Origin of the sequence: Buttiauxella cochleicola (assembly GCF_021282405.1) — a bacterium.
In the GTDB taxonomy this organism is placed as follows: Bacteria; Pseudomonadota; Gammaproteobacteria; order Enterobacterales; family Enterobacteriaceae; genus Buttiauxella; species Buttiauxella massiliensis.
In genome coordinates, this window is record NZ_JAJSOU010000023.1 from 1 (window position 1) to 24,477 (window position 24,477).

General features: G+C 48.2%; 26 protein-coding genes and 1 pseudogene. 4 read left to right on the forward strand and 23 right to left on the reverse strand.

From position 1 onward, the window contains the following. Positions 1-152: 152 nt before the first annotated feature. The 14 genes from emrB to LVQ79_RS21080 all read right to left on the reverse strand — a co-directional run bounded on the left by emrB (position 153) and on the right by LVQ79_RS21080 (position 14,265). Complete coding sequence (gene emrB, locus LVQ79_RS21015) at positions 153-1,691, reverse strand: multidrug efflux MFS transporter permease subunit EmrB (protein ID WP_232866611.1); 1,539 nt, start codon at positions 1,689-1,691, stop codon at positions 153-155. Between the two features lie 15 nt (positions 1,692-1,706). Continuing rightward, positions 1,707-2,879: a multidrug efflux MFS transporter periplasmic adaptor subunit EmrA gene (gene emrA / locus LVQ79_RS21020; RefSeq protein WP_232866614.1), complete on the reverse strand. Its 1,173-nt coding sequence runs from the start codon at positions 2,877-2,879 to the stop codon at positions 1,707-1,709. A 134-nt stretch (positions 2,880-3,013) separates the two neighbouring features. Next, complete coding sequence (mprA, locus tag LVQ79_RS21025; RefSeq protein WP_064513278.1) at positions 3,014-3,544, reverse strand: transcriptional repressor MprA; 531 nt, start codon at positions 3,542-3,544, stop codon at positions 3,014-3,016. Between the two features lie 84 nt (positions 3,545-3,628). Next, positions 3,629-3,970 (reverse strand): L-valine transporter subunit YgaH, encoded by a 342-nt coding sequence (ygaH, locus tag LVQ79_RS21030; protein ID WP_232866616.1) that lies wholly within the window; start codon positions 3,968-3,970, stop codon positions 3,629-3,631. After that, complete coding sequence (locus tag LVQ79_RS21035) at positions 3,967-4,707, reverse strand: AzlC family ABC transporter permease (protein WP_232866618.1); 741 nt, start codon at positions 4,705-4,707, stop codon at positions 3,967-3,969. Before LVQ79_RS21035 ends, ygaH begins: the two co-directional genes overlap by 4 nt. Positions 4,708-4,831: 124 nt before the next feature. After that, the gene (locus LVQ79_RS21040) at positions 4,832-6,007 is read right to left on the reverse strand and encodes an MFS transporter (RefSeq protein ID WP_232866621.1); all 1,176 of its coding nucleotides are present in this window, start codon (positions 6,005-6,007) and stop codon (positions 4,832-4,834) included. Positions 6,008-6,125: 118 nt separating this feature from the next. Continuing rightward, the gene (gene proX / locus LVQ79_RS21045; RefSeq protein WP_151995079.1) at positions 6,126-7,118 is read right to left on the reverse strand and encodes a glycine betaine/L-proline ABC transporter substrate-binding protein ProX; all 993 of its coding nucleotides are present in this window, start codon (positions 7,116-7,118) and stop codon (positions 6,126-6,128) included. A gap of 54 nt (positions 7,119-7,172) precedes the next feature. Further along, positions 7,173-8,252, reverse strand: coding sequence for a glycine betaine/L-proline ABC transporter permease ProW (gene proW, locus LVQ79_RS21050; protein ID WP_064513270.1), 1,080 nt, complete (start codon positions 8,250-8,252; stop codon positions 7,173-7,175). Further along, the gene (proV, locus tag LVQ79_RS21055; protein WP_232866624.1) at positions 8,249-9,448 is read right to left on the reverse strand and encodes a glycine betaine/L-proline ABC transporter ATP-binding protein ProV; all 1,200 of its coding nucleotides are present in this window, start codon (positions 9,446-9,448) and stop codon (positions 8,249-8,251) included. The genes proW and proV overlap by 4 nt, the downstream gene beginning before the upstream one ends. A 444-nt stretch (positions 9,449-9,892) precedes the next feature. Then, entirely contained in the window at positions 9,893-10,855 is a 963-nt protein-coding gene (gene nrdF, locus LVQ79_RS21060; RefSeq protein ID WP_232866626.1) for a class 1b ribonucleoside-diphosphate reductase subunit beta, read from the reverse strand. 9 nt (positions 10,856-10,864) lie between these two features. Continuing rightward, positions 10,865-13,012 carry a class 1b ribonucleoside-diphosphate reductase subunit alpha gene (gene nrdE / locus LVQ79_RS21065; protein WP_232866629.1) on the reverse strand — a complete coding sequence of 716 codons (2,148 nt, stop codon included), beginning with the start codon at positions 13,010-13,012 and terminating at the stop codon, positions 10,865-10,867. Next, positions 12,985-13,395, reverse strand: a complete 411-nt coding sequence (gene nrdI / locus LVQ79_RS21070) for a class Ib ribonucleoside-diphosphate reductase assembly flavoprotein NrdI (RefSeq protein WP_232866632.1) — start codon at positions 13,393-13,395, stop codon at positions 12,985-12,987. Before nrdI ends, nrdE begins: the two co-directional genes overlap by 28 nt. Beyond that, entirely contained in the window at positions 13,392-13,628 is a 237-nt protein-coding gene (nrdH, locus tag LVQ79_RS21075) for a glutaredoxin-like protein NrdH (protein ID WP_151995085.1), read from the reverse strand. Before nrdH ends, nrdI begins: the two co-directional genes overlap by 4 nt. 208 nt (positions 13,629-13,836) lie before the next feature. Further along, positions 13,837-14,265 carry a carboxymuconolactone decarboxylase family protein gene (locus LVQ79_RS21080; RefSeq protein WP_232866635.1) on the reverse strand — a complete coding sequence of 143 codons (429 nt, stop codon included), beginning with the start codon at positions 14,263-14,265 and terminating at the stop codon, positions 13,837-13,839. Between the two features lie 131 nt (positions 14,266-14,396). Here LVQ79_RS21080 and pdxR point away from each other — a divergent pair, with 131 nt between their 5' ends. After that, positions 14,397-15,728, forward strand: coding sequence for a MocR-like pyridoxine biosynthesis transcription factor PdxR (pdxR, locus tag LVQ79_RS21085; protein ID WP_232866673.1), 1,332 nt, complete (start codon positions 14,397-14,399; stop codon positions 15,726-15,728). Positions 15,729-15,832: 104 nt separating this feature from the next. Here pdxR and LVQ79_RS21090 read toward each other — a convergent pair whose 3' ends face one another. Then, the gene (locus LVQ79_RS21090; protein ID WP_034457412.1) at positions 15,833-16,159 is read right to left on the reverse strand and encodes an ElaB/YgaM/YqjD family protein; all 327 of its coding nucleotides are present in this window, start codon (positions 16,157-16,159) and stop codon (positions 15,833-15,835) included. Between the two features lie 160 nt (positions 16,160-16,319). Between LVQ79_RS21090 and LVQ79_RS21095 the strand changes: the two genes are divergently transcribed. Then, a complete protein-coding gene (locus LVQ79_RS21095) occupies positions 16,320-16,661 on the forward strand; it encodes a DUF2002 family protein (protein WP_064513255.1) in 342 nt (113 codons plus the stop codon). A 38-nt stretch (positions 16,662-16,699) separates the two neighbouring features. Here the strand turns inward: LVQ79_RS21095 and alaE are convergent, their stop codons facing one another. Further along, positions 16,700-17,155 (reverse strand): L-alanine exporter AlaE, encoded by a 456-nt coding sequence (gene alaE, locus LVQ79_RS21100; RefSeq protein WP_064513254.1) that lies wholly within the window; start codon positions 17,153-17,155, stop codon positions 16,700-16,702. Between the two features lie 333 nt (positions 17,156-17,488). Between alaE and LVQ79_RS21105 the strand changes: the two genes are divergently transcribed. Further along, entirely contained in the window at positions 17,489-17,776 is a 288-nt protein-coding gene (locus tag LVQ79_RS21105) for a DUF2623 family protein (protein ID WP_232866637.1), read from the forward strand. 45 nt (positions 17,777-17,821) lie between these two features. Here LVQ79_RS21105 and LVQ79_RS21110 read toward each other — a convergent pair whose 3' ends face one another. The 3 genes and pseudogenes from LVQ79_RS21110 to LVQ79_RS21120 all read right to left on the reverse strand — a co-directional run. Beyond that, positions 17,822-18,001, reverse strand: a complete 180-nt coding sequence (locus tag LVQ79_RS21110; RefSeq protein WP_232866639.1) for a GDFGVC terminal motif YodC-like protein — start codon at positions 17,999-18,001, stop codon at positions 17,822-17,824. Positions 18,002-18,084: 83 nt separating this feature from the next. Continuing rightward, positions 18,085-18,609, reverse strand: coding sequence for a rhodanese family protein (locus tag LVQ79_RS21115; RefSeq protein ID WP_154152856.1), 525 nt, complete (start codon positions 18,607-18,609; stop codon positions 18,085-18,087). 549 nt (positions 18,610-19,158) lie between these two features. Further along, positions 19,159-19,633: pseudogene (locus tag LVQ79_RS21120) on the reverse strand (FHIPEP family type III secretion protein); the annotation flags it as partial. Positions 19,634-19,905: 272 nt separating this feature from the next. Here LVQ79_RS21120 and LVQ79_RS21125 point away from each other — a divergent pair. Further along, positions 19,906-21,429 carry a sensor domain-containing diguanylate cyclase gene (locus LVQ79_RS21125; protein WP_232866641.1) on the forward strand — a complete coding sequence of 508 codons (1,524 nt, stop codon included), beginning with the start codon at positions 19,906-19,908 and terminating at the stop codon, positions 21,427-21,429. A gap of 78 nt (positions 21,430-21,507) precedes the next feature. On the opposite strand, the gene LVQ79_RS21130 is transcribed toward LVQ79_RS21125, so the two are convergent. The 4 genes from LVQ79_RS21130 to LVQ79_RS21145 all read right to left on the reverse strand — a co-directional run bounded on the left by LVQ79_RS21130 (position 21,508) and on the right by LVQ79_RS21145 (position 24,246). Next, positions 21,508-22,368, reverse strand: coding sequence for a PA4780 family RIO1-like protein kinase (locus LVQ79_RS21130; RefSeq protein WP_232866644.1), 861 nt, complete (start codon positions 22,366-22,368; stop codon positions 21,508-21,510). Between the two features lie 195 nt (positions 22,369-22,563). Beyond that, entirely contained in the window at positions 22,564-23,208 is a 645-nt protein-coding gene (locus tag LVQ79_RS21135) for a Qnr family pentapeptide repeat protein (protein ID WP_232866646.1), read from the reverse strand. Positions 23,209-23,419: 211 nt separating this feature from the next. After that, entirely contained in the window at positions 23,420-23,824 is a 405-nt protein-coding gene (locus LVQ79_RS21140) for a dTDP-glucose pyrophosphorylase (protein WP_232866648.1), read from the reverse strand. A gap of 131 nt (positions 23,825-23,955) precedes the next feature. Then, positions 23,956-24,246: a Bor family protein gene (locus LVQ79_RS21145; RefSeq protein ID WP_232866650.1), complete on the reverse strand. Its 291-nt coding sequence runs from the start codon at positions 24,244-24,246 to the stop codon at positions 23,956-23,958. Between the last annotated feature and the right edge of the window lie 231 nt (positions 24,247-24,477).

Sequence of the window (24,477 nt, forward strand, 5' to 3'; positions counted from 1 at the left end):
CAGCAACGCAGCGATGCTAAAACTCCCCTCGAGGCGTGAGCGTGAATATGCAAGGGAAGTGAGAGAAAAAAGGTCGAAATATCCCTTAAAAAACAATGCCGGTCACCTTAAGTGACCGGCATTAGCCAATCGGCCCCTTTAGTATTTCTGACTTAGTGCGCTCCGCCGCCGCCACCACCGGCACCAAACGGTGGTCTGGCAAACCAGATTAAACCCAGCAATAGAATAAATATTCCTGCAGAAACCCAGAAAATCTCATTGGCTGAGATAATCAGCCCCTGATTGGTGATCTGCTGCGCAATATAGCCAGAGGCTTGTTGCGGTGACATCCCCAGATTTTCCAGTTTTGAATACATCTCCTGTGCATTTGGGTTAAACGGTGAAACGGACTCCGTTAACTGCGCGTGGTGTAACGCCTCGCGGTTAGTCCAGAGCGTCGTGGTTATCGACGTACCAATCGAACCGGCAAGGGTTCGGGTAAAGTTCGACAAACTCGATGCAGCGGCCATACGCTCAGGCGGCAACCCGGAAAGTGTAATTGTCGTCAGTGGCATAAAGAAACATGCCACAGCGAAGCCCTGAATAAACTGCGGCCAGGCCGATGCGCCGAAATCCATTCCCGGCTCGAAGGTATATGCACGCCAGTAGAAACAGACGGCGTACATAATAAAGCTGAATGTCACCAGCCTTCGCATATCGAGCTTATGAGCAAAACGCCCGATAATCGGCGACAGCAGCACAGGAAGAAGCCCGACCGGTGCCGATGCCAGACCTGCCCAGGTTGCCGTGTAGCCATATACCTCCTGCAATAGCTGCGGCAGCAACACAATTGCGCCGAAGTAGAGCATGTAGGCGAGACTGATACACAAGCAACCAATGGTGAAGTTTCGCGACTTAAACAACGACAAGTCGACTATCGGGTTGTCGTCCGTTAGCTCCCAGACAATCAAGAAACTTATCGTCACCACCGCGACGATTGTCAGAACGACCACTTCTGTTGAGTTAAACCAATCCAGCTCTTTACCGCGGTCGAGCATGATTTGCAGGCTACCAATACCCACCACCAACAGCGCAAGGCCGATGGCATCAATACGGCGCTGCTCGGTTTTGGTTTCACGCCCACGCAAGGTTTGCATCGTCAGCAGAACGACCACCGCCCCGATGGGCACGTTGATAAAGAAGATCCAACCCCAGTGGTAGTTATCACTGATAAAGCCACCGAGAATTGGCCCACAAATCGGTGCCACGATGACCGTCATCGACCACAGCGCCAGCGCGATACTTCGCTTAGCAGGCGGGTAGTTATTGAGCAACAGACTTTGCGAAAGCGGAATCAACGGCCCGGCAACGATCCCCTGGATAACGCGGAAGAAGATCAGCATCTCCAGACTTTTGGACACGCCGCAAGCCCATGAAGCCAGCACGAACAGAATCGTCGACCACATAAACAACTTCACTTCACCAAAGCGCTTAGCAAGCCACCCGGTGATAGGAATTGAGATGGCGTTGGCCACCCCAAATGAAGTGATAACCCAGGTCCCCTGGCTCAAAGATGAGCCAAGGTTACCGGCAATGGTCGGAATGGCCACGTTGGCGATGGTAGAATCCAGCACCTGCATAAAGGTCGCCAATGACAAGGCGATGGTCATGATGACCAGCGGTGCCCCTTCTAGCGGTTTTTGTTGTGCCATACAACCTCCGCTTTGTTAACCCGCATTGGCCTGGATGATGTTATTAATCAGCTCATTAGCAGGTGCCAGGTTGAGTTCGCGCGCATTACTTTCATACACCGGAGAGTGACGCGTCTTGTTAGCCAGAATACTGCCTTCACGGTTGCTGGTATCCACGGTAACTAATGTGGACAAGCCAATACGTAGCGGGTGTTCTTGAAGTTGCTTCGCATCAAGCTCAATACGTACTGGCAGGCGCTGAACGACTTTGATCCAGTTGCCGGTAGCGTTTTGTGCCGGGAGCAGTGAAAACGCGCTGCCGGTACCCATGTCCAGGCCTACGACCTTGCCAGTGTATTCAATTTTGTCGCCGTAAATATCACTGACAACCGTTGCAGGTTGGCCGATACGTATATGCGCAAGCTGGGTCTCTTTAAAGTTCGCATCTACCCACAAACCACTTGCTGGCACGATAGCCATCAGAGGAGTTGTTGGGCTAATTTGCGCACCAACCTGAACAACGCGGCGTGAAACATAGCCGGTCATTGGGCTGACAATTTTGGTGCGGGCTAGCGCCATCCATGCGTTACGCAACTCGGCAGCCGCTTGTTTAACACTTGGCTGTTCTTCGAGTTTGCTACCCAGAACCATGGCCTGGTTTGCATTGTATTGTTGAATGGCAACATCCAGTTGCGCTTGAGCCGTCGCGACGGCATCTCGGGCGTGTTGCAATTCTTCACGGCCAATCAGGTTTGCGTTACCTAAAGGTACGCGGCGATTAAGGTCGCTTTGAGCTTGAGCAAGCGAAGTCTTTTGCAGCGCAATATTGGCCTGCAACTGCTTACTATTAATCATTAACTGACGTGTCTGGCGCACGCTTGAAGCCAACACGGTTTGTGCCTGCTCAAAAGCTTGCTCAGCGTCAGCCTGGTCTAACGTCACCAGAACATCGCCCTGTTTAACGAAGTCGGTATTTTCAGCCCAAACTTTGGTTACGCTTCCGGAAACCTGGGACATTATCTGTACCTGATTACCGGCCACATACGCATCATCCGTATTTTCGTAGTGACGTAACACCAAAAACCAATAAATCCCATATGCCACAGCAATAATTACAAACAGCAGGGTCAATACAAGTAAGGCACCTTTACGTTTGCCTTTCTTGTTACCCGGCTGTTGCGGGGTTTGAGTCTCCGCATGTGCGCTCATGCTTATCTCCACACTTTTTTATTATAGTGATCGGCTGAGCCGACCTGTTAGACCCAACAGGCCAGCAAGGTGAGTTGCTGGCCTGTCGGTATTCATCTTTTTTGGGGTATTACGATTTCACGCGATGACAGCACTTAGCGCACGGCTTCAAGTACAGTCTGGTTTTCGTCCATTTCATCAAGGCGGGTCAGCAGTTTGCGGGTAATATTTTCCAACTGCTCTTTCTCCGTACCGCTCAGCGCAGACCACAGCTCATGCAGGCAGTGGTGTTGCGGCGGTAACACCTGACGTATGAATTCCTGACCTTTTTCGGTCAAATGCAGATGCAGGCAGCGGCGATCGTTATCGCTTTCACGGCGTTCAATCCAGCCACGCTTTTCCAGCTCATCGGCAATACGGGTCGCATTGGTACGGGAAGAACCCAAAGCACAGCTCAATTCTGAAGGCTGAATACTGTGGTTTTCCTGTGATTCAAGAGTGATCAACGCCATAAATAGCGTCTCGTTAATGCCCTGAGCTTTCAGCATTTTATTGCGGTTTTCCAAAAGCTTGCCCTGCATGTGCATGCACAGGCGCGTCAGCAGAACTTCCTGATATGGGAATTCCTCGTAGCGTTTGGCGCGAAATTTTAGCATTTGTTCAATGGGCGTAAACGAACTATCCATTTTGGCATAACCTCATTAGTTGCGGTCGATATAATAACGATGGTGACAAATAAAGTAAATGTATTGTTTATACGTTTTTTATCGTCAGACGGCGATCACCATCATGAGTTTCCAGGTTAATCCATAACCCAGAGCACTTAATAACGTCGGGATAATAATGCTGCGAGTCTTGTAATAACTCAGCCCGAGAATGATAAAGCCCATTAACGTAGGGACCAGACGCTGCGCATCGTGCATGATCTCCGGCACACTTGAGACCACCAGCAGAGCGCAAATTGACGCGATACCAATGCTATCGAGCAGTACGCCAGTCGCACCACGTTTGGCTGGGCGTGTCGAATTTGCCCTAATACGCAGAGGTAAATAGCGGAATAGATAGTTGGCAAGCCCGACCAGCAGACCCAGCAAAAGTACTTGTGTACTCATCCCGGTTCTCCTTGATAAAACGCCTGAATCAGTGCCGCCAGACAGCCACAGACAATGCCTGCGAGGATGGACGCTGGAATCGAAACCAGCGTGATGCCCAACAGCGCGCCAGCAAGCGATGCGGTAACAGTCCAGGATTGCTTACGCTGGAATGACGCCAGCAAGAAGCTCAGGAATAGGGCAGGCAGCATAAAGCCTAACGCTGCTTCTACTGCCGGGAAGTTATCCAGCAAACCATTACCAGACCATGAACCTAACGCGGTGCCCAATATCCATGAAAACCACGAACTGAATGCGATGCCGATCATCCAGTTTTCGCTCCAGCGACGATTATCACGGACCAGTTTCGCTGTTGCGGCAGCAAACACTTCGTCGGTCAGGCCAAAGGCCCAAATCGCGGTTTTAGGTTTACTTAGCTGGCGAGTGATTCGTTGGCGCAGGGAAGGGCCGTATAAGACGTGGCGCACATCCATTGCCATTACTGTTAATGCTGCAACCCAGAGTGAGCTACCCGCAGCCAGTAATGCGGTAATAACAAACTGGCTAGCGCCTGCATAAATAATGCAGGAGAAAAATAGACTTTCGAATGGGGTAAATCCTAGCTTTGTGGCATTCAGCCCAAACGCAAATGCTACCGGGATATAACTGATGACAATCGGTAAACTGTCTTTCAGCCCTTCAGCCCAGGTAGCATCGTTTTGATTATTATTTAATGGAACTTCTGCAGGACTATCCATATTAACTATTTATCTATTTCTGACGTTAATGTCACTCGAATGAACAAACAGGGATAACCTTAACAGACTGGTACGACCCTTAATACCCCAAATTATTCAAGGGGAATGTAAAGGATTAGTGCCATCACGGCTGACGGTGATAGCCACGCCACCACACTACTAAATTTAGTAGGGCGATGATGGCACCTGCCGCGCAAACGCCATTCCATCCAGCATGTTGATAAGCACTGGCAGAAATAACTGAACCTGCGGCACCACCAATAAAGTAGCTAGTCATGTAACCGGCTGTCAGGCGATTTCGTGCATCCGGCATCATGCGATAAATAACGGTTTGATTAGTGATATGCACACCCTGAACCGTTAAATCCAGCACCAGAATCCCGATGATAAGTGCTATCACAGAGAACTGACCCATGGCGACAGCAATCCATGACAGCAGTAGCAGCACCAGGCCAATTGTGGTGGTGAGATGCGCTTTGCCTTTGTCGGCAAACCCGCCAGCTGGACGAGCGCCCAGCGCACCCGCGGCACCCGCCAGGCCGAACAGGCCAATCGTAGCTTCAGAGAAGTTAAACGGTGGCGAAGCCAATAAAAATGCCATCGACGTCCACAGAATGCTGAAGTTGGCAAACGTCAGGCAGCCCAACAGCGCGCGCGTTCGCAGCAGCGGGTTTTTGATAAAAAGGCCGAATACGGAAGAGAGTAATTGGGGATAATTCAGATGCGTTTCAGTCTTCACTTTCGGCAAGCCGCGCCACAGGGCTAAAGCCATCAAAACCATGAGAACACTGGCAACCCAGTAAACGGTACGCCAGCCGCCGAGACTCGCCAGCAACCCGGCAATGGTTCGCGCCAGTAAGATGCCGAGCAGCAGCCCGCTCATAATCGTGCCGACGACTTTGCCGCGTTTTTCTGGCTCGGCGAGCGTGGCCGCCAACGGCACCAGAATTTGTGCAACCACCGAGAACAAACCGGTTAGCGCGGTGCCTAGAATCATCACCCACAGCGTCTGGCTCAGTGCGGTGATCACCATGCCGCCTGCGGCAAGCAGCGTCATAAACACAATCAAACTGCGGCGTTCAAACATATCGCCCAGTGGTACCAAAAGCAGCAAGCCTGCCGCATAGCCCAGCTGCGCGGCGGTAACAATAAATCCGGCCTGGTTAATCGACAGGGAAAACGCATTGGCGATGGTATCGAGCAGCGGTTGCGCGTAGTAGTTGCTGGCAACGGCCAGACCCGTGGCGATAGACATCAGGACGATGAGCGCGGGGCTGAGTCCGTGGTGAGTATTTTTCATTCTTATTCTTCGGTTGGTAATGACAGGTCGCGAATGATAGCGAAAATTGAGGCAAGCAGGGGTTAGATTGTGCGGTAGGAAATTGGCGGGTGATGTGCATCTCCCGCCATAACAAGTTTTACTTCGTCGCTAATGCTTCTTTCACCCAGCCATCAAACTGTGCCTGGTGCGCTTTAATCCAGCCATCAACGTGACCCTGAATATCCGCTTCTGAGGATTTACCGTTATGCATCATCGCATTCTCGGCATTGATATCCGCCAGCGGCAGTTTCATCAGGCTAAACAGTTTCGCCGCCTGCGGGTTTTTCTCGGCCCAGGCTTTGTTTGCCACGATATGCATGGTGTTCACCGGGAAACCATAGTTCGCGCCGTTCGGCAGTTTGGTGTCGATGTTCTTTTGCTCACCCGGCAAGGACGAGAACGGCACCTGCAACCACACCACATCTTTCCCTGGTTTGAGCACATCGCTCACCCAGTAAGGCGTCCAGGTGTAATACAGTACCGGTTTGCCTTCTTTGTAACGTGCAATGGTATCCGCCATCATCGCTGAATAATTACCGTGGCTAACCGTTACCGTATCGGCCAGCTTATAGGCTTCGTTCTGATGGTTAATCACCGCTTCACAACCCCAACCCGGCGTACAACCCATCATGTCGGCTTTGCCATCGTCGTTGCTGTCGAACAGTTTGGCAATCTTCGGATCTTTTAACTGCTCAACGTTGGTGATGTGGTATTTATCTGCGGTCTTTTTATCAATGAGATAACCCTGCGCCGCGCCGGTCACATAGGTGCCTTCGCGATAAAACTTGTTACTGCCACCCGCGGCGGCATACATATCGTCATGCAGTGGCTGCCAGTTCACTGCGGTAAATGTGGCATCGCCAGAAGCAATCGAGGTGTAACCCACGTTGTAATCCACTTCGCTTGCCGTGTTTACGGTGTAACCCAGTTTTTCAAGGGCACGGCTGACAAGCTGTGTCTGGAAGGATTCTTCAGAAATGGTGCTTTGAATGGGCTGAACCGTAATGCCTTTACCCGGCAAGTCAGCGGCAAAAGTGCTGGTGGTAACGAGTGTGGCAAGAGCTGTCGCGAAAAGAGTCGTGTGTCGCATCGTTATTCCTGTTTTGGTGATGGGCGTGAGGCGGCACGAATGCCGCCATCATGTTTATTTGATGAAGGGACGGGTCAAAAGACCAATTGGGCCGGTATTGAACCAGCGGCGGTTGCCACGGCTGCGCGAATCGCGGCCAATGGACTGAGTTAAGCGGTCGAGAATAATGGCAAGAATTACAATGCCGACGCCGCCGACGGTCGCAAGACCCATATCGAGGCGGCCAATACCGCGCAGAACCATCTGGCCCAGACCACCAACGGCAATCATCGAGGCGATAACCACCATCGAAAGTGCCAGCATCAGTGTCTGGTTAACGCCCGCCATAATGGTCGGCATCGCCAGCGGTAACTGAACCTTGAACAGCATCTGGCGCGGGCTTGCGCCAAACGAACGCGAGGCTTCAATTAGATCTTCCGGCACCTGCTTAATACCCAGAATCGTCAGGCGCACAATTGGCGGCAGGGCAAAGATAATCGTCACCACCACGCCAGGCACGTTACCGATACCGAACAGCATTACGATTGGCACCAGATAAACAAACGCTGGGGTGGTTTGCATCGCATCCAATAAGGGGCGAATTATTTTTGCTGCCCGTTCGCTGCGTGCCAGCCAAATCCCTAGCGGCAGGCCGATTATCATGCAGAACATCAGGGCCGTCAGCACCAGCGCCAGCGTCACCATAGCTTGTGACCAGGCGCCAATCGCGCCAATTGCCACCAGTGAAATCAACGTTGCGATACCCATACCCAGGCTCGACATCTGCCAGGCAATCAGCGCAAACAGGATGATGGCAACTGGTGCAGGCATCCCCAGCAAGAAGTGCTGGAAGCCACTGAGGATATAATCCACCGGCACGCGAATGCCCTGAAACACCGGGCGAAAGTGCGTCACCACCCAGTCGATACCGTGAGTTACCCAGCTATCGAGCGGGATCAGCGTCTTATGGAACGGATCCAGAATGTTAAAATGTTCTGGCTGTGGCGCAGGAGCTGAATTCAGCCAGTCTGCACTGCCACTTGCCGCAGGCGTGGATGCCGCCTGGCTGCCCCATGCATCTGCGGTTGCAGCGGCATGGTTGGTTGTTGTGTCGGCAGCCGCACTGCCGGTATCCCACGGATTTGCTTCACTCATTGACTTACCCCTTCACGATCTAACGCCTGGAGTAGCACCCCTTTTGAGATGATACCCACGTACTGACTCTCTTCCCCAATAACCGGAACCGCGCATGGAGCCTGGCCGACATGGGTGAGCAACTCGCTCAGAGACGTATCAGCGGAAACTGCCGCTGGCGTTTCGAGGTAAGCTGTGTCCAGACCCTCGCCCGCAGCGAGTGCGGCTTTAAGAGAGTCGGTCGAGACAATACCGAGGAATTTTTGCCCGCGTTCGATGACATAACCGAATTCACGGTCTTCATCTTGCAGCAATTTCAGCGCAGAACGAGGGCCAAAACCGGCGGTTTTACGCAACAGACCAGCAGGGCTTCGGCGCGCAATATCTTTAGCGCTAAATACCTGACTAATATCCACACCGCGGAAGAAGGTGCGTACATAATCATTTGCCGGATTATTGAGAATTTCATCCGGTGTGCCGACCTGTATTACTTCACCACCTTGCATAATGGCAATTCGGTCACCAATACGCATTGCTTCATCTAAATCGTGGGAAATAAATACAATGGTACGTTGGTGTTTAGCCTGTAATTTAATTAATTCATCCTGCATTTCAGTACGAATTAATGGATCGAGTGCGGAGAAGGCTTCATCCATCAATAATATATCTGGATTAATTGCCAATGCACGGGCTAAACCAACACGTTGGCGCATACCGCCAGAAAGCTCATCAGGATAAGCGTGGGAATAATTTTCAAGCCCTACCTGACGCAACGCATCCAGCGCTTTTTCCTGACGCTCTTTCAACGGAATTCCCGCTAATTCCATGCCAAAGGCAGTGTTATTTAACACTGTCATATGAGGCATCAAAGCAAATGACTGGAATACCATGGAGATCTTACTTTTGCGAACCTCGCGGAGTTCTGATTCTGATATTTTGGCGATATCAACGCCATCAATCAGTACCTGCCCACGGGTTGGTTCAATCAGGCGATTGAGAAGGCGAACCATGGTGGATTTACCGGAACCCGATAACCCCATGATGACAAAAATCTCGCCTTCTTCAATTGCCAGACTGGCGTCTTTTACGCCAAGCGACAGCCCTGTTTTTTCCAGTAGTTCAGCTTTTGAAATACCCTTTTCAATATATTTAAATGCGCGCTGTGGGTGCTCACCAAATACCTTATATAAATTCTTCACTTCAAGTTTAATTGCCATGCAATAAAGTTATTCCTGTATTTATATATTTATACACAATTCCTGATGGAAATATTCACTGCATATACCCTAACATACTCAGAATCTGAGACAACCCTCGATTTCTGATATATCCAATATCCACGCGGCTTGAGTGGGCAGAATTTCCCATGAGTAAAGGGCTGAGGGCAAATCAGAGAAAGATGATATTTTTTGTAAGCGAAGGCGAAATTTGCCTGAATAGCGCGATATTCAGGCAAAAATGTAAACAGCAATTTTGTAGTATTTAATTAAAATATCAACGCCAGAAATGTGCGGTTTATTTGGCATAAATTACGATAAGAAACCAAAATAATTCGAGTTGAGGGAAGGCGACAAAGCCGCAAGTCCCCAGGAGCATAGATAACTATGTGACTGGGGTGCGCGGGTGCAGTCAACGCACCTGCGGCTCGAAGTATGAAGGTTTTAGAAATCCCAATCTTCATCGATTGTTTCCACCGCTTTCCCCATTACATACGATGAGCCAGAACCCGAGAAAAAGTCGTGATTCTCGTCCGCATTGGGGGAGAGTGCTGCCAGTATCGCTGGGTTCACCTCTGCCATTTCTGGCGGGAATAGCGCGTTGTAACCCAGGTTCATTAACGCCTTATTCGCGTTGTAGCAAAGAAAGGCTTTCACCTCTTCCTGCCAACCCACATCACCGTAAAGCGCATCGGTATAAGCGACTTCGTTATCGTAAAGATCCATCAGCAAATCGAGGGCAAAGTTTTGCAGCTCGGTCTGGCGCTCAATGCTTTGCTGTGCCAGCACTTTCTGGAATTTGTAACCGATATAATAACCGTGCACCGCTTCGTCACGAATAATCAGACGAATCAGGTCAGCCGTGTTAGTTAATTTGCCACGGCTCGACCAGTACATCGGCAAATAAAATCCAGAATAGAAAAGGAATGATTCCAGAAATACGCTGGCAATTTTCTTCTTCAATGGGTCATCGGCGTGGTAATGAGCGAGGATAATTTGCGCCTTACGTTGTAGCGGCGGGTTTTCTTCGCTCCACGCATACGCCGCATCAACATCTTTAGTCTGGCAAAGCGTTGAGAAAATCGAGCTATAGGAGCGGGCGTGCACCGCTTCCATAAAGCTCACGTTAGACAAAACGGCTTCTTCATGCGGCGTGATCGCATCATTCATTAATACCGGCGCGCCAACCGTATTCTGAATAGTGTCCAGTAGCGTCAATCCGGTAAACACGCGGATAGTCAGTTGCTGTTCTTCATCGCTGAGCGATTGCCAGGCCGGAATATCGTTCGACAGTGGGATTTTCTCCGGCAACCAGAAATTGCTGGTCAGGCGATTCCACACTTCGAGGTCTTTCTCATCCTCGATATTGTTCCAGTTGATGGCACTTACACGGGTTAACTGAGTCATGTTTTCTCCTTATAAAGCGCAGGACACACAGCCCTGCACCTCCGTTCCATCCAGTGCCATCTGGCGCAAGCGAATGTAATAAAGCGTTTTGATGCCTTTTTTCCAGGCATAAATCTGCGCTTTATTAATGTCACGAGTGGTGGCGGTATCGCGGAAAAACAGCGTCAGCGATAAACCTTGATCAACGTGGCGTGTGGCTTGCGCATAGGTGTCGATAATTTTTTCCGGGCCGATATCGTAGGCATCCTGGTAAAACTCCAGGTTGTCGTTAGTCATAAACGGAGCCGGATAATAAACGCGCCCGATTTTGCCTTCTTTGCGAATCTCAATACGCGACACTATCGGGTGGATGCTTGATGTTGCGTGGTTGATATAAGAGATGGAACCCGTCGGCGGGATAGCCTGCAAATTCTGGTTATACAGGCCGTATTCCATAACATCCTCACGCAACTGCTGCCACTGTTCGCGGGTGGGAATAGCGACCCCGGCTTTGGCAAATAATGCGCGCACCTTCTCGGTTTTTGGCTGCCATGTTTCGTGCAGATACTGGCGGAAATATTCGCCATTCGCATAACGTGATTGCTCGAAACCAGCGAAGCGCTGTTTGCGTTCTCGTGCCAGTAAATTGGATGTGCGTACTGCATGCCAGGTCACGGTATAAAAATAGAAATTGGTAAAATCCAGACCTTCCGGCGAGCCGTAGGCAATGCCTTCACGCGCCAGATAACCGTGCAGATTCATCTGCCCAAGGCCGATGGCGTGGGATGCGGCATTTCCGGTTTCAATCGACGGTACCGAGCGGATATGGCTCATATCGGAAACCGCCGTCAGGCCGCGAATCGCTGTTTCTATCGTCTTGCCAAAATCCGGGGAATCCATGGTGTGGGCGATATTCAGTGAGCCGAGATTGCAGGAAATATCTTTGCCTATCTGCGCGTAATCGAGGTTTTCGTCATAAGTTGACGCGCTGTTCACCTGCAAAATTTCTGAACATAGGTTGCTCATATTAATGCGCCCGGCAATCGGGTTTGCGCGATTTACCGTGTCTTCAAACATAATGTACGGGTAACCGGACTCAAACTGGATCTCGGCCAGTGTCTGGAAGAAATCACGCGCATTAATAAAGGTCTTGCGAATACGCTCGTCTGCCAGCATTTCTTCGTAAAGTTCGCTGACGGCAATATCACCAAACGGCTTGCCGTAAATACGCTCGACGTCATACGGTGAGAACAGCGCCATCGGCTGATTATCTTTCGCCAACTGGAAAGTGATATCCGGGATCACCACGCCAAGCGAGAGCGATTTGATACGAATTTTTTCATCAGCATTTTCGCGTTTGGTGTCGAGAAAACGCAAAATATCGGGATGATGGGCGTGAAGATAAACCGCGCCCGCGCCCTGACGCGCACCGAGCTGGTTGGCATAAGAAAACGCATCTTCCAGCATTTTCATAACCGGAATAACACCGGATGACTGGTTTTCGATGCGTTTGATCGGCGCGCCAACTTCACGCAAATTGGAGAGCAGGAAAGCTACGCCACCGCCACGCTTAGAAAGCTGCAATGCGGAATTTACCGCGCGACCAATCGACTCCATATTGTCTTCAATTCGCAGCAAGAAGCAGGACACCAGTTCGCCGCGCTGCATTTTCCCACAGTTCAGAAAAGTGGGCGTGGCAGGCTGGAATCGGCCGCTGAGCATTTCATCCATCAATTGCGTGGCGAGGTTTTCGTTACCCTGCGCCAGTGTTAACGCCACCATGCACACACGGTCCGGGAAATGTTCCAGATACTCTTTACCGTCGTAAGATTTCAGTGTGTAGCTGGTGTAATACTTCCATGCGCCGAGAAATGTCTGGAACTGGAAACCACTGTTGAGCGCCTTCTCAAACAACGTGATAACAAAACGGCTGTCATAGCGTTGTAGCACGGCATTGTCGTAATAACCTTCAGCCACCAGATAGTCGAGGCGGGCTTGCTGGTGGGGAAACTGGCGCGAACGGGGTAGCACATGTTGTTTATGGAATTGCTCTACCGCCAGCTTATCTTTCTCAAACTGGATATGGCCTGCGGAATCATAAAGATTCAACATGGCGTTGAGTGCGTGATAATCCGCGCTTTCCGTCGCCATTACGCTGATAGCTTCTGTCGTTGCCAAAATTCGTTGACTCCCTTACGCACGTTTTCAATATCTTGCTCGGTGCCGAGTAACTCAAAACGATAGAGATACGGCACCTGGCATTTCTGGGCTATCACGTCGCCCGCCCGGCAAAATCCTTCACCGAAATTACGATTACCGCTGGCAATCACACCGCGCAGTAACGAGCGATTTGTCGGATTATTTAAAAATCGAATGACCTGGGGCGGTACGGCACCGGCAATTCCACCACCGCCGTAGCTTGGCACTATCAAAATATAAGGCTCTGGAACGATCAGCCGCTGTTTGAAATCCAGCGGAATGCGCAGCGCGGGTAATTCCAGGCGTTCGACAAAACGCAGAGTATTTTCCGAGGTGCTGGAGAAGTAGACGAGGTTGCTCATGCAGTGGCTCGTAAGCGCAGGCGGTTGATCATATCCGGCCGGAATCCGCTCCAGCTCTCTTGTTCAGTGACCACAACAGGCAACTGGCGAAAACCTTTTTCCCGTAAATCATCAGCGGCTTCAGGGTGTAAATCGAGGTTAATCAGCTCAAAATCGAACCCACGGCTTTCCATTGCCCGCTTGGTGGCATGGCACTGAACACAGTCATTTCGAGTGTATATGGTAATGCGCATGATTCTTATTCTCTCTGTTGTTGAGAGTATGAATACTAGATGTGGGTAATAAAATAATCAACCATACAAGATATAGTATTTTTGAATAAGGATAGAAAAGGTGATGAGCGGGGCGGGTTGCGGGAAAAAAGAATTTTTAGGGTGGATTAGCGCTAGCGAATCCACCACTATGGTGCGGGCGTCGCTGCGCCAATCCGACCAGAAAAAACTACATACGCATACTGATCGCCAGGCGGTTGAACGCATTCATCAGGCTTGCAGTGAAAGTAAGATCGCTAATTTCTTGTGCGGTGAAGAATTGCAGTAGTGGCTGATAAACCGCATCTTCCGCGCCTTCAGTGATAAGAGTGATGGCTTCGGCCCAGGCTAATGCCGCGCGCTCTTTTTCACTGAAGTGATTACTCACTTTCCAGCCCGCCAATGCATCTAGCTTGGTCTGGTCTACGCCATCTTTGCGCAGTGCTTTTGAGTGCATCTCGAGGCAATAGGCGCAGCCGTTAATTTGCGAGACGCGCAGGAAAACAAGTTCAATCAGTGTCGAGCCGAGTGAGCTCGACTCCAGACCTTTCAGTGCCTGAAGCATTGGCTTGAATACGGCTGGGGAAAGGTCGTAGTAAGGCTGGCGTAATTCAATCATGGTGTAATCCTCGTGTTGGTGTGCGGGCAATTTAACACTATGATGGACTACTAAAGAGAGCCATAAATTAACTAATAAAGCAGGCCATAATGGCAAAGTCGATTGAACCCGTAGTGAGTGCTCATCATTCGATTCCGCGTTACCAGCAAATCGCGAGGCAGCTTAAGCAGGCTATCAGTGATGGCGAGCTGGTTGCCGGAAGCCGCTTGCCATCAAGTCGCACTATGGCGCTGGAACTTGGGGTGGCCCGGGCAACCGTGGAAAATGCCTACGGGGAGCTGGTTGCACAAGGGTGGCTGGAAAGACGCGGCCAGGCAGGGACCTTTGTCAGCTTGTCGGTGACGAAAGGCGCAAATAACCCCGAGACGACAACCAGCCAACCGCAAGGTACACCACGTCCGTTCCAGGTGGGTTTACCCGCGCTGGATGCATTCCCACGAGCATTGTGGTCGCGAATTATGGGACGGCGCTTACGTCTGCAAACACGCTACGATCTCGTGTTACCCGAAGCGAACGGGGAATCGACATTGCGCCAGGCCATTGCCGATTATTTGCGTTTCTCACGCAGCATCGACTGCCAGCCGGAGCAGATTTTTATCACCGCAGGTTTTCAGGCTGCAATGAGGCTGGTTGTGCATACCCTTGCCAAACCTGGTGACGGAATCTGGCTCGAAGATCCCGGTTATCGCTATGTGCGCCCGGTATTTTCAGAAGCGGGCATGGCATTACATCCGGTGCCGGTCGATGGTGAAGGGATGCAGATTGATTATGGTATTAACCATTTCCCAGATGCGCGTTTTGCACTATTGACCCCGGCTCATCAAAGCCCGCTGGGCGTGGCTTTATCAATAACTCGCCGTCGCCAGTTGCTTGACTGGGCTGCGACAAATCATAGCTGGATTGTTGAGGACGATTACGACAGTGAGTTCCGCTACCATGGAAAACCGCTGCCGCCGATAAAAAGCCTTGATGGTCCGCAGCGCGTTATCTATGCCGGAACGTTCAGCAAATCTTTGTTTCCCGCTTTACGCGTCGCCTGGCTGGTGGTGCCGCAACAGGAGGTTGAGGCATTTTCACAGCACACACATTTTCTGCCATGCACCGCTCCATTGTTGATTCAGCAAACCATTGCAGATTTCCTGCGCGAAGGGCATTTCTGGCGGCATCTGAAAAAGATGCGTTTGTGCTACAGCGAGCGAAGAGTATGGCTGGAGAGTGCATTGCAACAACAGGGGTTTGATGTCGTCCCACAGGCGGGAGGTATTCAACTGGTGATGCGCGTAAAGGGTGATGACCGTGTACTGGTGGCTAAGGCACGCGAGGCAGGGCTTGCGGTGCAGGCTTTAAGCGACTGGCGCATCGTTTCAAAAGGGGAAGGGGGAATATTGATGAGTTTTACTAATCTCACCTCACAAACTATGGCGTTAAAAGCCGCTAAACAACTACGCGATGCGATTAGTTGAAATCAAACAGCCACAAAGATGTGGTTTGAGGTATGACGGATATAAAAAACCCCGGAAGTGGCTCCGGGGTTAGACGCATATTTATTATCACTACACTTTTCGGATTATCGACGGGAAGCTAATAAAGCCCCGATGAAAATACCTACAGCGGCGCTGATACCCACGCTCTGCCATGGTTTATCGCGCACATATGTATCTGCACAACCTACTGCATCACAAGCAGCCTGTTTTACGCGGGTGCGACCATGAAGGCGAGCTCTTGTCTCTTTAAGCAGAGACTCCGCTTTTTTGCGGGCAGCTTCCCCTTCTTCTTTAACATCGCTACCGAACGATTTAAGAACCTCTTCCAGCGTGTCAGCCAGTTGGTTCACGTCACGGTTAATATCATCAACGCCTTCGTCTACATCATTTCGATTTACGCGGTTAAACATTGGTTTCTCCCTTTTTGCGATGTACTACTCAGTGTAGACCATAATTTTTAGTAATGAGTCAGTTCACTCTCTTTCACCGTCTTTATGGACTAATCTGAAAGCGTTGCTAATGCTGGTTATTGTAAGGTTGCGCTGCAATAGAAGATGACGAGGAAAAAATATGTATTTACGACCTGATGAGGTGGCCCGCGTTCTTGAAAAAGCCGGTTTTACCATGGATATAGTGACACCGAAAACCTACGGATACCGGCGTGGGGAAAACTACGTTTATGTAAATCGTGAGGCGCGGATGGGGCGAACAGCTTTGATCATTCACCCCACGTTAAAAGAACGAAGCCAGACTCTGGCAGAGCCTGCGACAGATGTAAAAACCTGCGATCATTATCAGCAATTTCCACTCTATCTGGCTGGTGAAACTCATCAGCATTACGGTATTCCGCATGGATTTAGTTCACGCGTCGCCCTGGAACGTTACTTGTCTGGCTTATTTGGCGAGCACTAATTCGAATGAGGCGTTGTTGGGTTCACACCTCAACGCTATCACACCTCTGCTTTTGCGCTTCGATAACCGCTGATACGGAATAAGCGACGGCAATAATCAAGAAAATAGCCATACGCAGCGCCCATAAGCATTGAGACGATGATATTTGAGCTTACCGCCGCGACTATTTGATTCCAGTCAGCTCCGACCGACCACAAAATAGCAACATATACAGGTGACTGGAACGTCACGTAAGCCAGTACATCGGCGAGATTTTTCGCCCAACTGGCCTGGCTGTAGCGTTTGGTAAAACGCATAAATGCATCACGGTAAAAACCGTATGGCCAGGCAATCAGGATGTTTACGGGAATGGCGACCAGGCGCGAAGAGAGTGATTGCTCAAAACTCATGCCTGAGAGAAAGATTTCAATCATCATGTTCACAACCGAGCAATACACTACCATCGCAAAAGTATCTGCGACTGCATGGCGCAGGCGTGACTCAGGAGAAAACATTATTCCAACTCCGCATGATAATTAGCGATATACACTGCCATTTGGTGTAAATGGTAGTGCTAATAAATGATTTGTTTATGGCGGCTAGATTATATCCCTGCATGCAATTAGACAATTAGTGATAAATTTTTATTTAAAGGCATTTCGTCAATAAAATCCGCTAAATGAGACATCTCAGGCAGAGTTTCCTGATTTTGTCGTTTGGCTATTAATTTTTTATTTAAAATCAAATGGTTAATTTTTCATGCGTTGCCTCATTTTTAAGGCTATCCAGGGCCTGAAAAATCGTTATATAATTTGTTATATAGCGATGTAATCAACAGGAGCATTCAAGTGGATAATCATTTTGGAAAGGGATTGATGGCAGGGCTCAAAGCCCGTGAAGCTGACAGTGTCACCAGAGTCACTCGTTTTTGCCCGGACTATAAACGCGGATTTGTGCTGGGGTTCAGCCATCGTATTTCAGAACAGACGGGCGACCGCCAACGGGCCGCATGGGAAGCAGGGGTGTTGACTCGTCGCTACAATCTCGACAAAGAATTGGTGGCTGATTTTTTCAAAGAAGTGAATGCGGATACCGCAGTGAAATGCTTTTTTGCAGGTTACGACAGAGGTTACTGAGAAACGTTGTTTGGCGGGCAAAACAAGACCCGCCTGAGATAGGCATTAGCAAACGCCAAAATCGTCATCTTCTTTATACAGCGCAACGTCTTCTGCCTTTAAGGTGACTGTTTCGCCTGTCAAAATGCTTCTGGGCGTACAGAACAGAGTATCTCCCTGAACATCCAGAACTTCATATTTTGGGCCGCCTTTTTTGGGCTGCACCAGATCGCCTAGTTTGAACATAGTTTTCCTCTTTCAACGAAGATAAATAAACAACGTCTATGGTTAACCATAGCCCAAAGCTGCAGGGTATATGTCGATTTAACCTAACGTTTGTTCCACGGCATTTTTTCGAGCAGACGCGCCATGCCACAAAAACCGCTTATACCTGCAAAGAGCAAACCTGCGCCGACAAATCCTGAGAGTAAGAAGAAACCTGGATGTACTGCGTAACCCAACACTACGCCTGCAAGCACCAACGTACCCGCAGCAATTTGTACCTGGCGCATCAAAGGTAATGGTTGTGATTTATCCGCAAGAATTTCCTGCCCGTCTTTCTTCCAGGCATCTAACCCACCAGTGAGGATCAATACTTTCGCCGGAGCCACAGCATCAGCCAGCTTTTGAGCATTTTGCGTGGTGCGCATGCCGGACTGGCAATGAAAAATCACAGTATCGAAAGGGTCGAACGGGCCAAGGCGGTCACCGTTTTCAATGGCCGAAAGAGAGAGCAAATGCGCCTCAGGGATATTCTCACGCGCATGTTCATCCCGCTCGCGGATATCAATCAACGCGGCTCCTTGGGCGACCAGAATTTTGGCCTGTGCGGGGGAAATAGTCTCGATAGTCATGTTGTTCCTATTGGCAATAGAGTGCTTTTACTGAGCTAAGGAGACGATAAATGAAAAAGGAATGCACGGTTTTTTGGAAGTTTTTGATCGGTAGATCATCGATGAAGGGGTGCAGGAATATCAAACTATAGGACCTGGCCTGGATCTGGGTACTATGAGTGCTGCATTGAAAGTGTAGTAGAGCCTTTTGAAGGGAAGTTTTAATCGCCCTAAAAATATGGCTGTACCATTATGAGTGCGAACATCAAAGATATATGCCATAAGCCAGTGTTACTAAAATTAATTGAAAAATATGTCGACCTATAAGGGGGCTACGACAAGTAAACGTATTATTACCGTTTTTACTGACATTTATTGGACGGCATTTACCATTGTAGATGACGAATAACATAATGATTATATTACTACTGCTCCTCAAGTGATGATCTATACACATTGCAGTATGCTTAATTGTTTATATCATCTTACTATTATTGGTCATATATATCAGAGAAGTAATTGGTACAGGGTTAGCTATGAGAGCCAAACAGAGGGTCTGAAAAGGATATATAAGTTGGCAACCAAATCTTCTGCCAGTTTAGGTGCCTGCTGGTTCAAGGGATGATGTAGATGAGTGATTTCGTCGTAATTAAACAACTCAGGCAAGTAATTACGCGCTATTTTATTGACGTGAGTTGCGACGACGCTTGCACAATCCACCACCTGATAACCCAGATTCACCGCCTTCGCTTTTTGCTCCGGTAATATCAGGGTAATCGTCATATCATAAGCCGAGTTTGTATCCTGCACCCCATCGATTTCTCCGTATAGTTCCGCTCCGCACCAGGAATTGCGTGTTAGTTTCAGTACTGATGTCGCTACTGTCACACACTCGGGTCACAATAATTGCTGCAGCAGTAGAAAGTAGCAGGGAAGGAATTTGCGCGACTAGGCTATCAACGATGGACAGCAAAACATACTGTTTGAATGAGTGGCCAGCATCGAGGTTATGGGAAAATAGACCGATACAGATACCGCCGATAACTACTTGGCTAAAGGCGTCAATCACGTTACCGGGGGCACCTTCGCTTTCGTGACCATGCAATAACACCACACGGGTAGCACTGCTTGCTATTTTAATAGGTTATACGATAATAGTCGCCCGATTAACTGGATGTTTATCATGTTTGTGAGTATTAAAAAGTGATTGATTTGTTATTTGTTTAGAATGCAATGGTTAAATCATAGACATCAAGTCTATTTAATAGTTATTGAATTATGCTGTTTCTTTGCATAACAACTAAGAATTCCTTACTCATGTTAACACTAACTTCAAAACGCGCTCTGGCAATAACAATTTCTGTTGTACTTGCGCCATTTTTTTTAATTTCTATTTATTCTTTCTTCTACATTCGAATCAATACATCAAATCATTTTGATGAAACTATGTACAGGTTTACATCAAATAGCGCCCATAACTGCATTGAAAACCCAATAAGAAAAATTAATGTCCTGTTTAGTTCCTTGTCAGGTGTTATCGATAAATATGATATAAATCAGTACATTTCTTCTAATAACGCTGAATTGAATTTACTCATTCCATCTTTAGTTAATGCAAACGAAATGCTGTCGAGTGTACTCATTTCTGATAATCAAGATAACTACAAATTTTATCCACCTTTTGAATTAGAAAATTATAAACCAAGTTCGCGCCCCTGGTATCACCGGGATGGCTTTAAAGATCAAGTGTTCTACTCTGAACCTTATACTTCGGCAAAAAAAACCAACTCTGGAAAAAAGAAAGATAAATCGATAAGCGTGAGTATGAATCTCTTTGACAAGCATTCTGAATTTATCGGGAATATTGCATTTGATCTGAGTTTTATTGCTATGAGCAATAATATGCAGGGGCTTATCGTCCCCTATAATGGTCACTTCAAGGTCGCAGCAATGGATGGCTCTGTAATTATGTCCTCCAATGTTAAGGATATTTTTAACCGAACCGTACCAGATTCGTGGATTAGAGAAGCAAAAGACTCTACGGGCTACTTTAGAGACGAAGTAAACAACAAGATTGTTTTTTATCAGGCCTATCAAAACCCCGACTGGATTGCCTTCACCTCGGTTGATATTAAAGAGTACGATAAATTATTAAACGATTCCTATATTGTGCTGGTATATGTCATTCTGGCCTGTATATTTTGCTATTTCATTATGGCCCTGATTTGTAGAGCATACTTTAAGCAGTGGATCGATACACTTTATAAAAATATTAATGATGATGTGAATGAGTTGCCACATAATTTTGCCGGGTTATGTCAGGGGTTGGCTAAAAAAAATGAAACTCTGAAAGAGGCAGTACAGGCTGCAAGTACCGACACCCTGACGAAAATAGGTTCCCGCCGCAGGTTTGAAGAGGACGCCCTTAACCTGGTTCGTTCAAATACACCTTTCCATCTGGCGATGATTGATTTAGATAACTTTAAAAAAATTAATGATACCTATGGTCACCCGACGGGTGATTTCGTTTTACAGCATGTAAGTAAGATTGGGCTTGAACGTTTAGGTGGTACTCATTCTATTTATCGTTTTGGCGGTGAAGAGCTGGTCGCCATCTTCTGCGGAATCACATTTGCTGAATGCTATGAAATTATTGATAGCTGGCGTTATACCGTTAGTCGCAGAAAATGGCGCGAGCAAAATCTAACGGTCACATTTAGCTGTGGAATAGCCAGTTCCGGGGATGGTAAAACACTGGATGAAATTGTTGCTTCAGCAGATAAGTCGTTATATGAAGCGAAGGAATCAGGAAAGAACTGTATTTATCCACCATTAAGTTGAGAGTATTTGCCCTTAGCGATTAAGGTTGGAGAGACAACAAAGCCCGCATAACTTTTGCTATGCGGGCTTTTTTATTCATCATTCGTACTGTTGGTCGCGCTCTTTGGCTGCCCGTTGACGGTCGTAATACTCATCTTCTGCGGTAATGATTTCATCAATCAATGAATCCATATCCACATCATGGATCTCTTCGACGAAAAGCCCGGTCAACGGTGTTTCTGGCGTTAATTTCCCGTCTTCATATAACGCCCAGATCTCTTTTGCATAGCGAGTCTTCAACAGATGCGGGGCGAACTGGCCGTAGTATTCGGTGATGTTATTCACATCGCGCTCAAACATGGACTCAGCATGGTTGTTTGCAGCGGCGTCGACGGCTTGCGGCAAGTCGATAATGACCGGCCCTTGCGCATCAAGCAGCACGTTAAACTCTGACAAGTCACCATGCACAATGCCTGCACACAACATGCGCACGATATTGCGGATCATGGTATTGAAATCAGCAATAGCGCTCTCTTCATCCAGCGTCACATCACTTAGGCGAGGAGCCACTGCACCATCGGCATCAGTCACTAGCTCCATCAACAACACGCCGTCAAGACACATGTAAGGCTGCGGCACACGTACCCCGGCATTAGCAAGACGGAACAGCGCATCGACTTCCGCAGTGTGCCAGGTTTCCTCTTGTTGCTTGCGCCCGAATTTCGAGCCTTTTTGCATAGCACGGGTGCTGCGAGAGTTACGGACTTTTCGCCCTTCCTGGTACTGCACGGCCTGCTTAAAACTACGCTGTGATGCTTCTTTGTAAACTTTGGCGCATTGGATATTGCCACCGCATAACACAGTGTAAACGTCGGCTTCTTTGCCGCTCTTCAGCCTTTGGAGCACATCGTCAACCAGGCCATCATCAACCAGCGGTTGGATTCGATTTGGAATTTTCATGCCGCTTTATACCTTATTTCATCCGCTTTTCGTACCAATAACGCAGCCGATGATACGAGAAAAAGAGGGCGTAATCTGGAGAGATAACGTAAATGCATGTATTTAATTGTTTGTCTGCATGGCTGCATTAAATTGTACATATGTCATACAACGTGCTGTGTGTTTGAAAGTTGAAACCCGCTGCATCATGCAGCCCTAGCCGATAATTGTTATTCCCAGTCGCTCCATGATTTGGATCACCTGATAATTATCCAGTTTTACTCCTTGTAAGTCGATGCCGCGTACGTCCAATTCACCCAATTCTGAGTTGGTTAAATCGCAATGGGTAAAGTTTGCTGCGCGCCAGTCGAATGAAGAAAACTCTCCCCCGGAGAGATCGGAGCCACTAAAGGTCGCGCCAAGTATCTGAGCGCCATTCCAGCGGTTTTCCCACAACTCACACTTCTCAAGCACTACCTTAGTAAAGTTGGCGTAACTCAGGTTGGTTTTGGTGATGTATGCACTGCAAAACCAGGTGCGTGTTGTGATCATATTCATGAAGCTTGCACCACGGAAGTCTGCGCCCTGGGCCCGACACTCGCGAATTTCAACGCCCAATGCGTTTGCGTTTCTGAAATCAGCCATCGATAAATCACAGCTCTTGAAGGCAGCATCCCTCAGTATTGCCCGGCTAAAATTACCACCTTGCTGGCTTTCCCTGTCGTAAAACTGGCAGCCAATAAACTCTGTACCCGTCAGGTCAGCCCCTGAAAAGTCACAGTTATAGAAAGTACTGTTTTCAATTTTCGCGCCGGTAAACTGATTACGACCAATCTTTTCGCCATTTAAAGCCAGATTCATAGCAATTAACCTGTTTATTTATACAGTAATTAGTTGATTGTAACCCGAATTAAGGTGGTGGGAAATCGGTTTGCAGCACGTTTTTCGTGTAGGGCGTAGTAGGCCTTTAAGAGTGAGATAGAACCCACAATTCAGTAATCGTAAGGTGGATAAACATAGGATTTGGCGCATTGCCGATTCTGAATTTATGGCAGTAAGACGTTGCCTGAAATTATAGCGGAAGGGCTGTAAACTCGAGCGCCAGGCCAATGAGCGTCATATTTTGCACTGATGGCTCTGCCGTCGCTGCAATCAACGTGCCCTGGAATTTCAGTTTTTTGAAGGGCCCATTAATGATAAGCCTTGCGCGCAGACTAGGGAGCGCCTGAGAACTGACAGGATAAATAATGCGCCCTTTGATCGGGACAGGGATTTTACGTAATTCAATGCGCTGCAAGACGCCGATATCAGCGTAGAGCACCGCAACCGGGGTGACAGAAGCCAGCGGTAGCGCCGAGACACTAATAAAATCCAGTAGCAATTCAGGTTGCAGATAATGCAGCCCGCCATGCGTCACGGTAACGCCTGGGATTTCCGGCATGGGGAAAGACAGTGGAAGGAGTGATGATTCAGTCATTAATTCCTTCTCCATAAACAAGGTAGGTTCCGTATCAGCAGCTTGTGCCAGTCAGTAATCAAAACTACGCGCTATCTGATAAAGGTAGACCATCCTTCAGCAGGCATTCAATGAATGCCTGCGAAGAATAATTATTTAGAACAATATACTCGGGCTTCACGAGGTGTATAAATGCCAAGTGATACAACTCGCAGAAGTACATCCATTCCTGATTCCTGTACTTCTGTGCGGATGACTTTATCAGCCCCACCACAAACAAGAGCGGCATCTATGGTCTGAGATTGCCCAAGACCTTGAACAAAGAATGTTTGTTTAGTTTCCTGAGAAGGTTTTTCAGCAATACCGTCATTAATCTTGAAGGTTTGTTGAGCGCAACCAGATAATGCCATAGTTGTAATAGCTGCAATTAATAATTTTTTCATGGTAACCATTTTATAGTGAAGTTAAGAGTTTATATGTTCTTTCTTAAAGTACTTAAAAAATAAAAGTTCGCACACTTTATCTTCAGAATAGTAAAAGGCGTTTAATTTATATTGATTTATGTTAAATGAAATGCGTGGAATTGTTTTAGCGATGATTGCACTATGTTGAAAAGTGTTGGTATAAAGAGTTTAAAATCATTCTCATTTTCAAGAAAGTAGGTTTGATGTATT

What these genes read in the sequence shown, in the direction of transcription:
- LVQ79_RS21035 (WP_232866618.1), bottom strand. Translation starts at nt 4,707, where the DNA reads ATGGATAGTCCTGCAGAAGTTCCATTAAATAATAATCAAAACGATGCT.
- mprA (WP_064513278.1), bottom strand. Translation starts at nt 3,544, where the DNA reads ATGGATAGTTCGTTTACGCCCATTGAACAAATGCTAAAATTTCGCGCC.
- LVQ79_RS21115 (WP_154152856.1), bottom strand. Translation starts at nt 18,609, where the DNA reads ATGACTATCGAGACTATTTCCCCCGCACAGGCCAAAATTCTGGTCGCC.
- alaE (WP_064513254.1), bottom strand. Translation starts at nt 17,155, where the DNA reads ATGTTTTCTCCTGAGTCACGCCTGCGCCATGCAGTCGCAGATACTTTT.
- LVQ79_RS21040 (WP_232866621.1), bottom strand. Translation starts at nt 6,007, where the DNA reads ATGAAAAATACTCACCACGGACTCAGCCCCGCGCTCATCGTCCTGATG.
- nrdI (WP_232866632.1), bottom strand. Translation starts at nt 13,395, where the DNA reads ATGAGCAACCTCGTCTACTTCTCCAGCACCTCGGAAAATACTCTGCGT.
- emrB (WP_232866611.1), bottom strand. Translation starts at nt 1,691, where the DNA reads ATGGCACAACAAAAACCGCTAGAAGGGGCACCGCTGGTCATCATGACC.
- nrdF (WP_232866626.1), bottom strand. Translation starts at nt 10,855, where the DNA reads ATGACTCAGTTAACCCGTGTAAGTGCCATCAACTGGAACAATATCGAG.
- LVQ79_RS21140 (WP_232866648.1), bottom strand. Translation starts at nt 23,824, where the DNA reads ATGACTGAATCATCACTCCTTCCACTGTCTTTCCCCATGCCGGAAATC.
- proW (WP_064513270.1), bottom strand. Translation starts at nt 8,252, where the DNA reads ATGAGTGAAGCAAATCCGTGGGATACCGGCAGTGCGGCTGCCGACACA.
- LVQ79_RS21125 (WP_232866641.1), top strand. Translation starts at nt 19,906, where the DNA reads ATGTTAACACTAACTTCAAAACGCGCTCTGGCAATAACAATTTCTGTT.
- LVQ79_RS21110 (WP_232866639.1), bottom strand. Translation starts at nt 18,001, where the DNA reads ATGTTCAAACTAGGCGATCTGGTGCAGCCCAAAAAAGGCGGCCCAAAA.
- LVQ79_RS21135 (WP_232866646.1), bottom strand. Translation starts at nt 23,208, where the DNA reads ATGAATCTGGCTTTAAATGGCGAAAAGATTGGTCGTAATCAGTTTACC.
- emrA (WP_232866614.1), bottom strand. Translation starts at nt 2,879, where the DNA reads ATGAGCGCACATGCGGAGACTCAAACCCCGCAACAGCCGGGTAACAAG.
- LVQ79_RS21090 (WP_034457412.1), bottom strand. Translation starts at nt 16,159, where the DNA reads ATGTTTAACCGCGTAAATCGAAATGATGTAGACGAAGGCGTTGATGAT.
- LVQ79_RS21145 (WP_232866650.1), bottom strand. Translation starts at nt 24,246, where the DNA reads ATGAAAAAATTATTAATTGCAGCTATTACAACTATGGCATTATCTGGT.
- LVQ79_RS21130 (WP_232866644.1), bottom strand. Translation starts at nt 22,368, where the DNA reads ATGAAAATTCCAAATCGAATCCAACCGCTGGTTGATGATGGCCTGGTT.
- proX (WP_151995079.1), bottom strand. Translation starts at nt 7,118, where the DNA reads ATGCGACACACGACTCTTTTCGCGACAGCTCTTGCCACACTCGTTACC.
- proV (WP_232866624.1), bottom strand. Translation starts at nt 9,448, where the DNA reads ATGGCAATTAAACTTGAAGTGAAGAATTTATATAAGGTATTTGGTGAG.
- nrdH (WP_151995085.1), bottom strand. Translation starts at nt 13,628, where the DNA reads ATGCGCATTACCATATACACTCGAAATGACTGTGTTCAGTGCCATGCC.
- ygaH (WP_232866616.1), bottom strand. Translation starts at nt 3,970, where the DNA reads ATGAGTACACAAGTACTTTTGCTGGGTCTGCTGGTCGGGCTTGCCAAC.
- LVQ79_RS21095 (WP_064513255.1), top strand. Translation starts at nt 16,320, where the DNA reads ATGTATTTACGACCTGATGAGGTGGCCCGCGTTCTTGAAAAAGCCGGT.
- LVQ79_RS21080 (WP_232866635.1), bottom strand. Translation starts at nt 14,265, where the DNA reads ATGATTGAATTACGCCAGCCTTACTACGACCTTTCCCCAGCCGTATTC.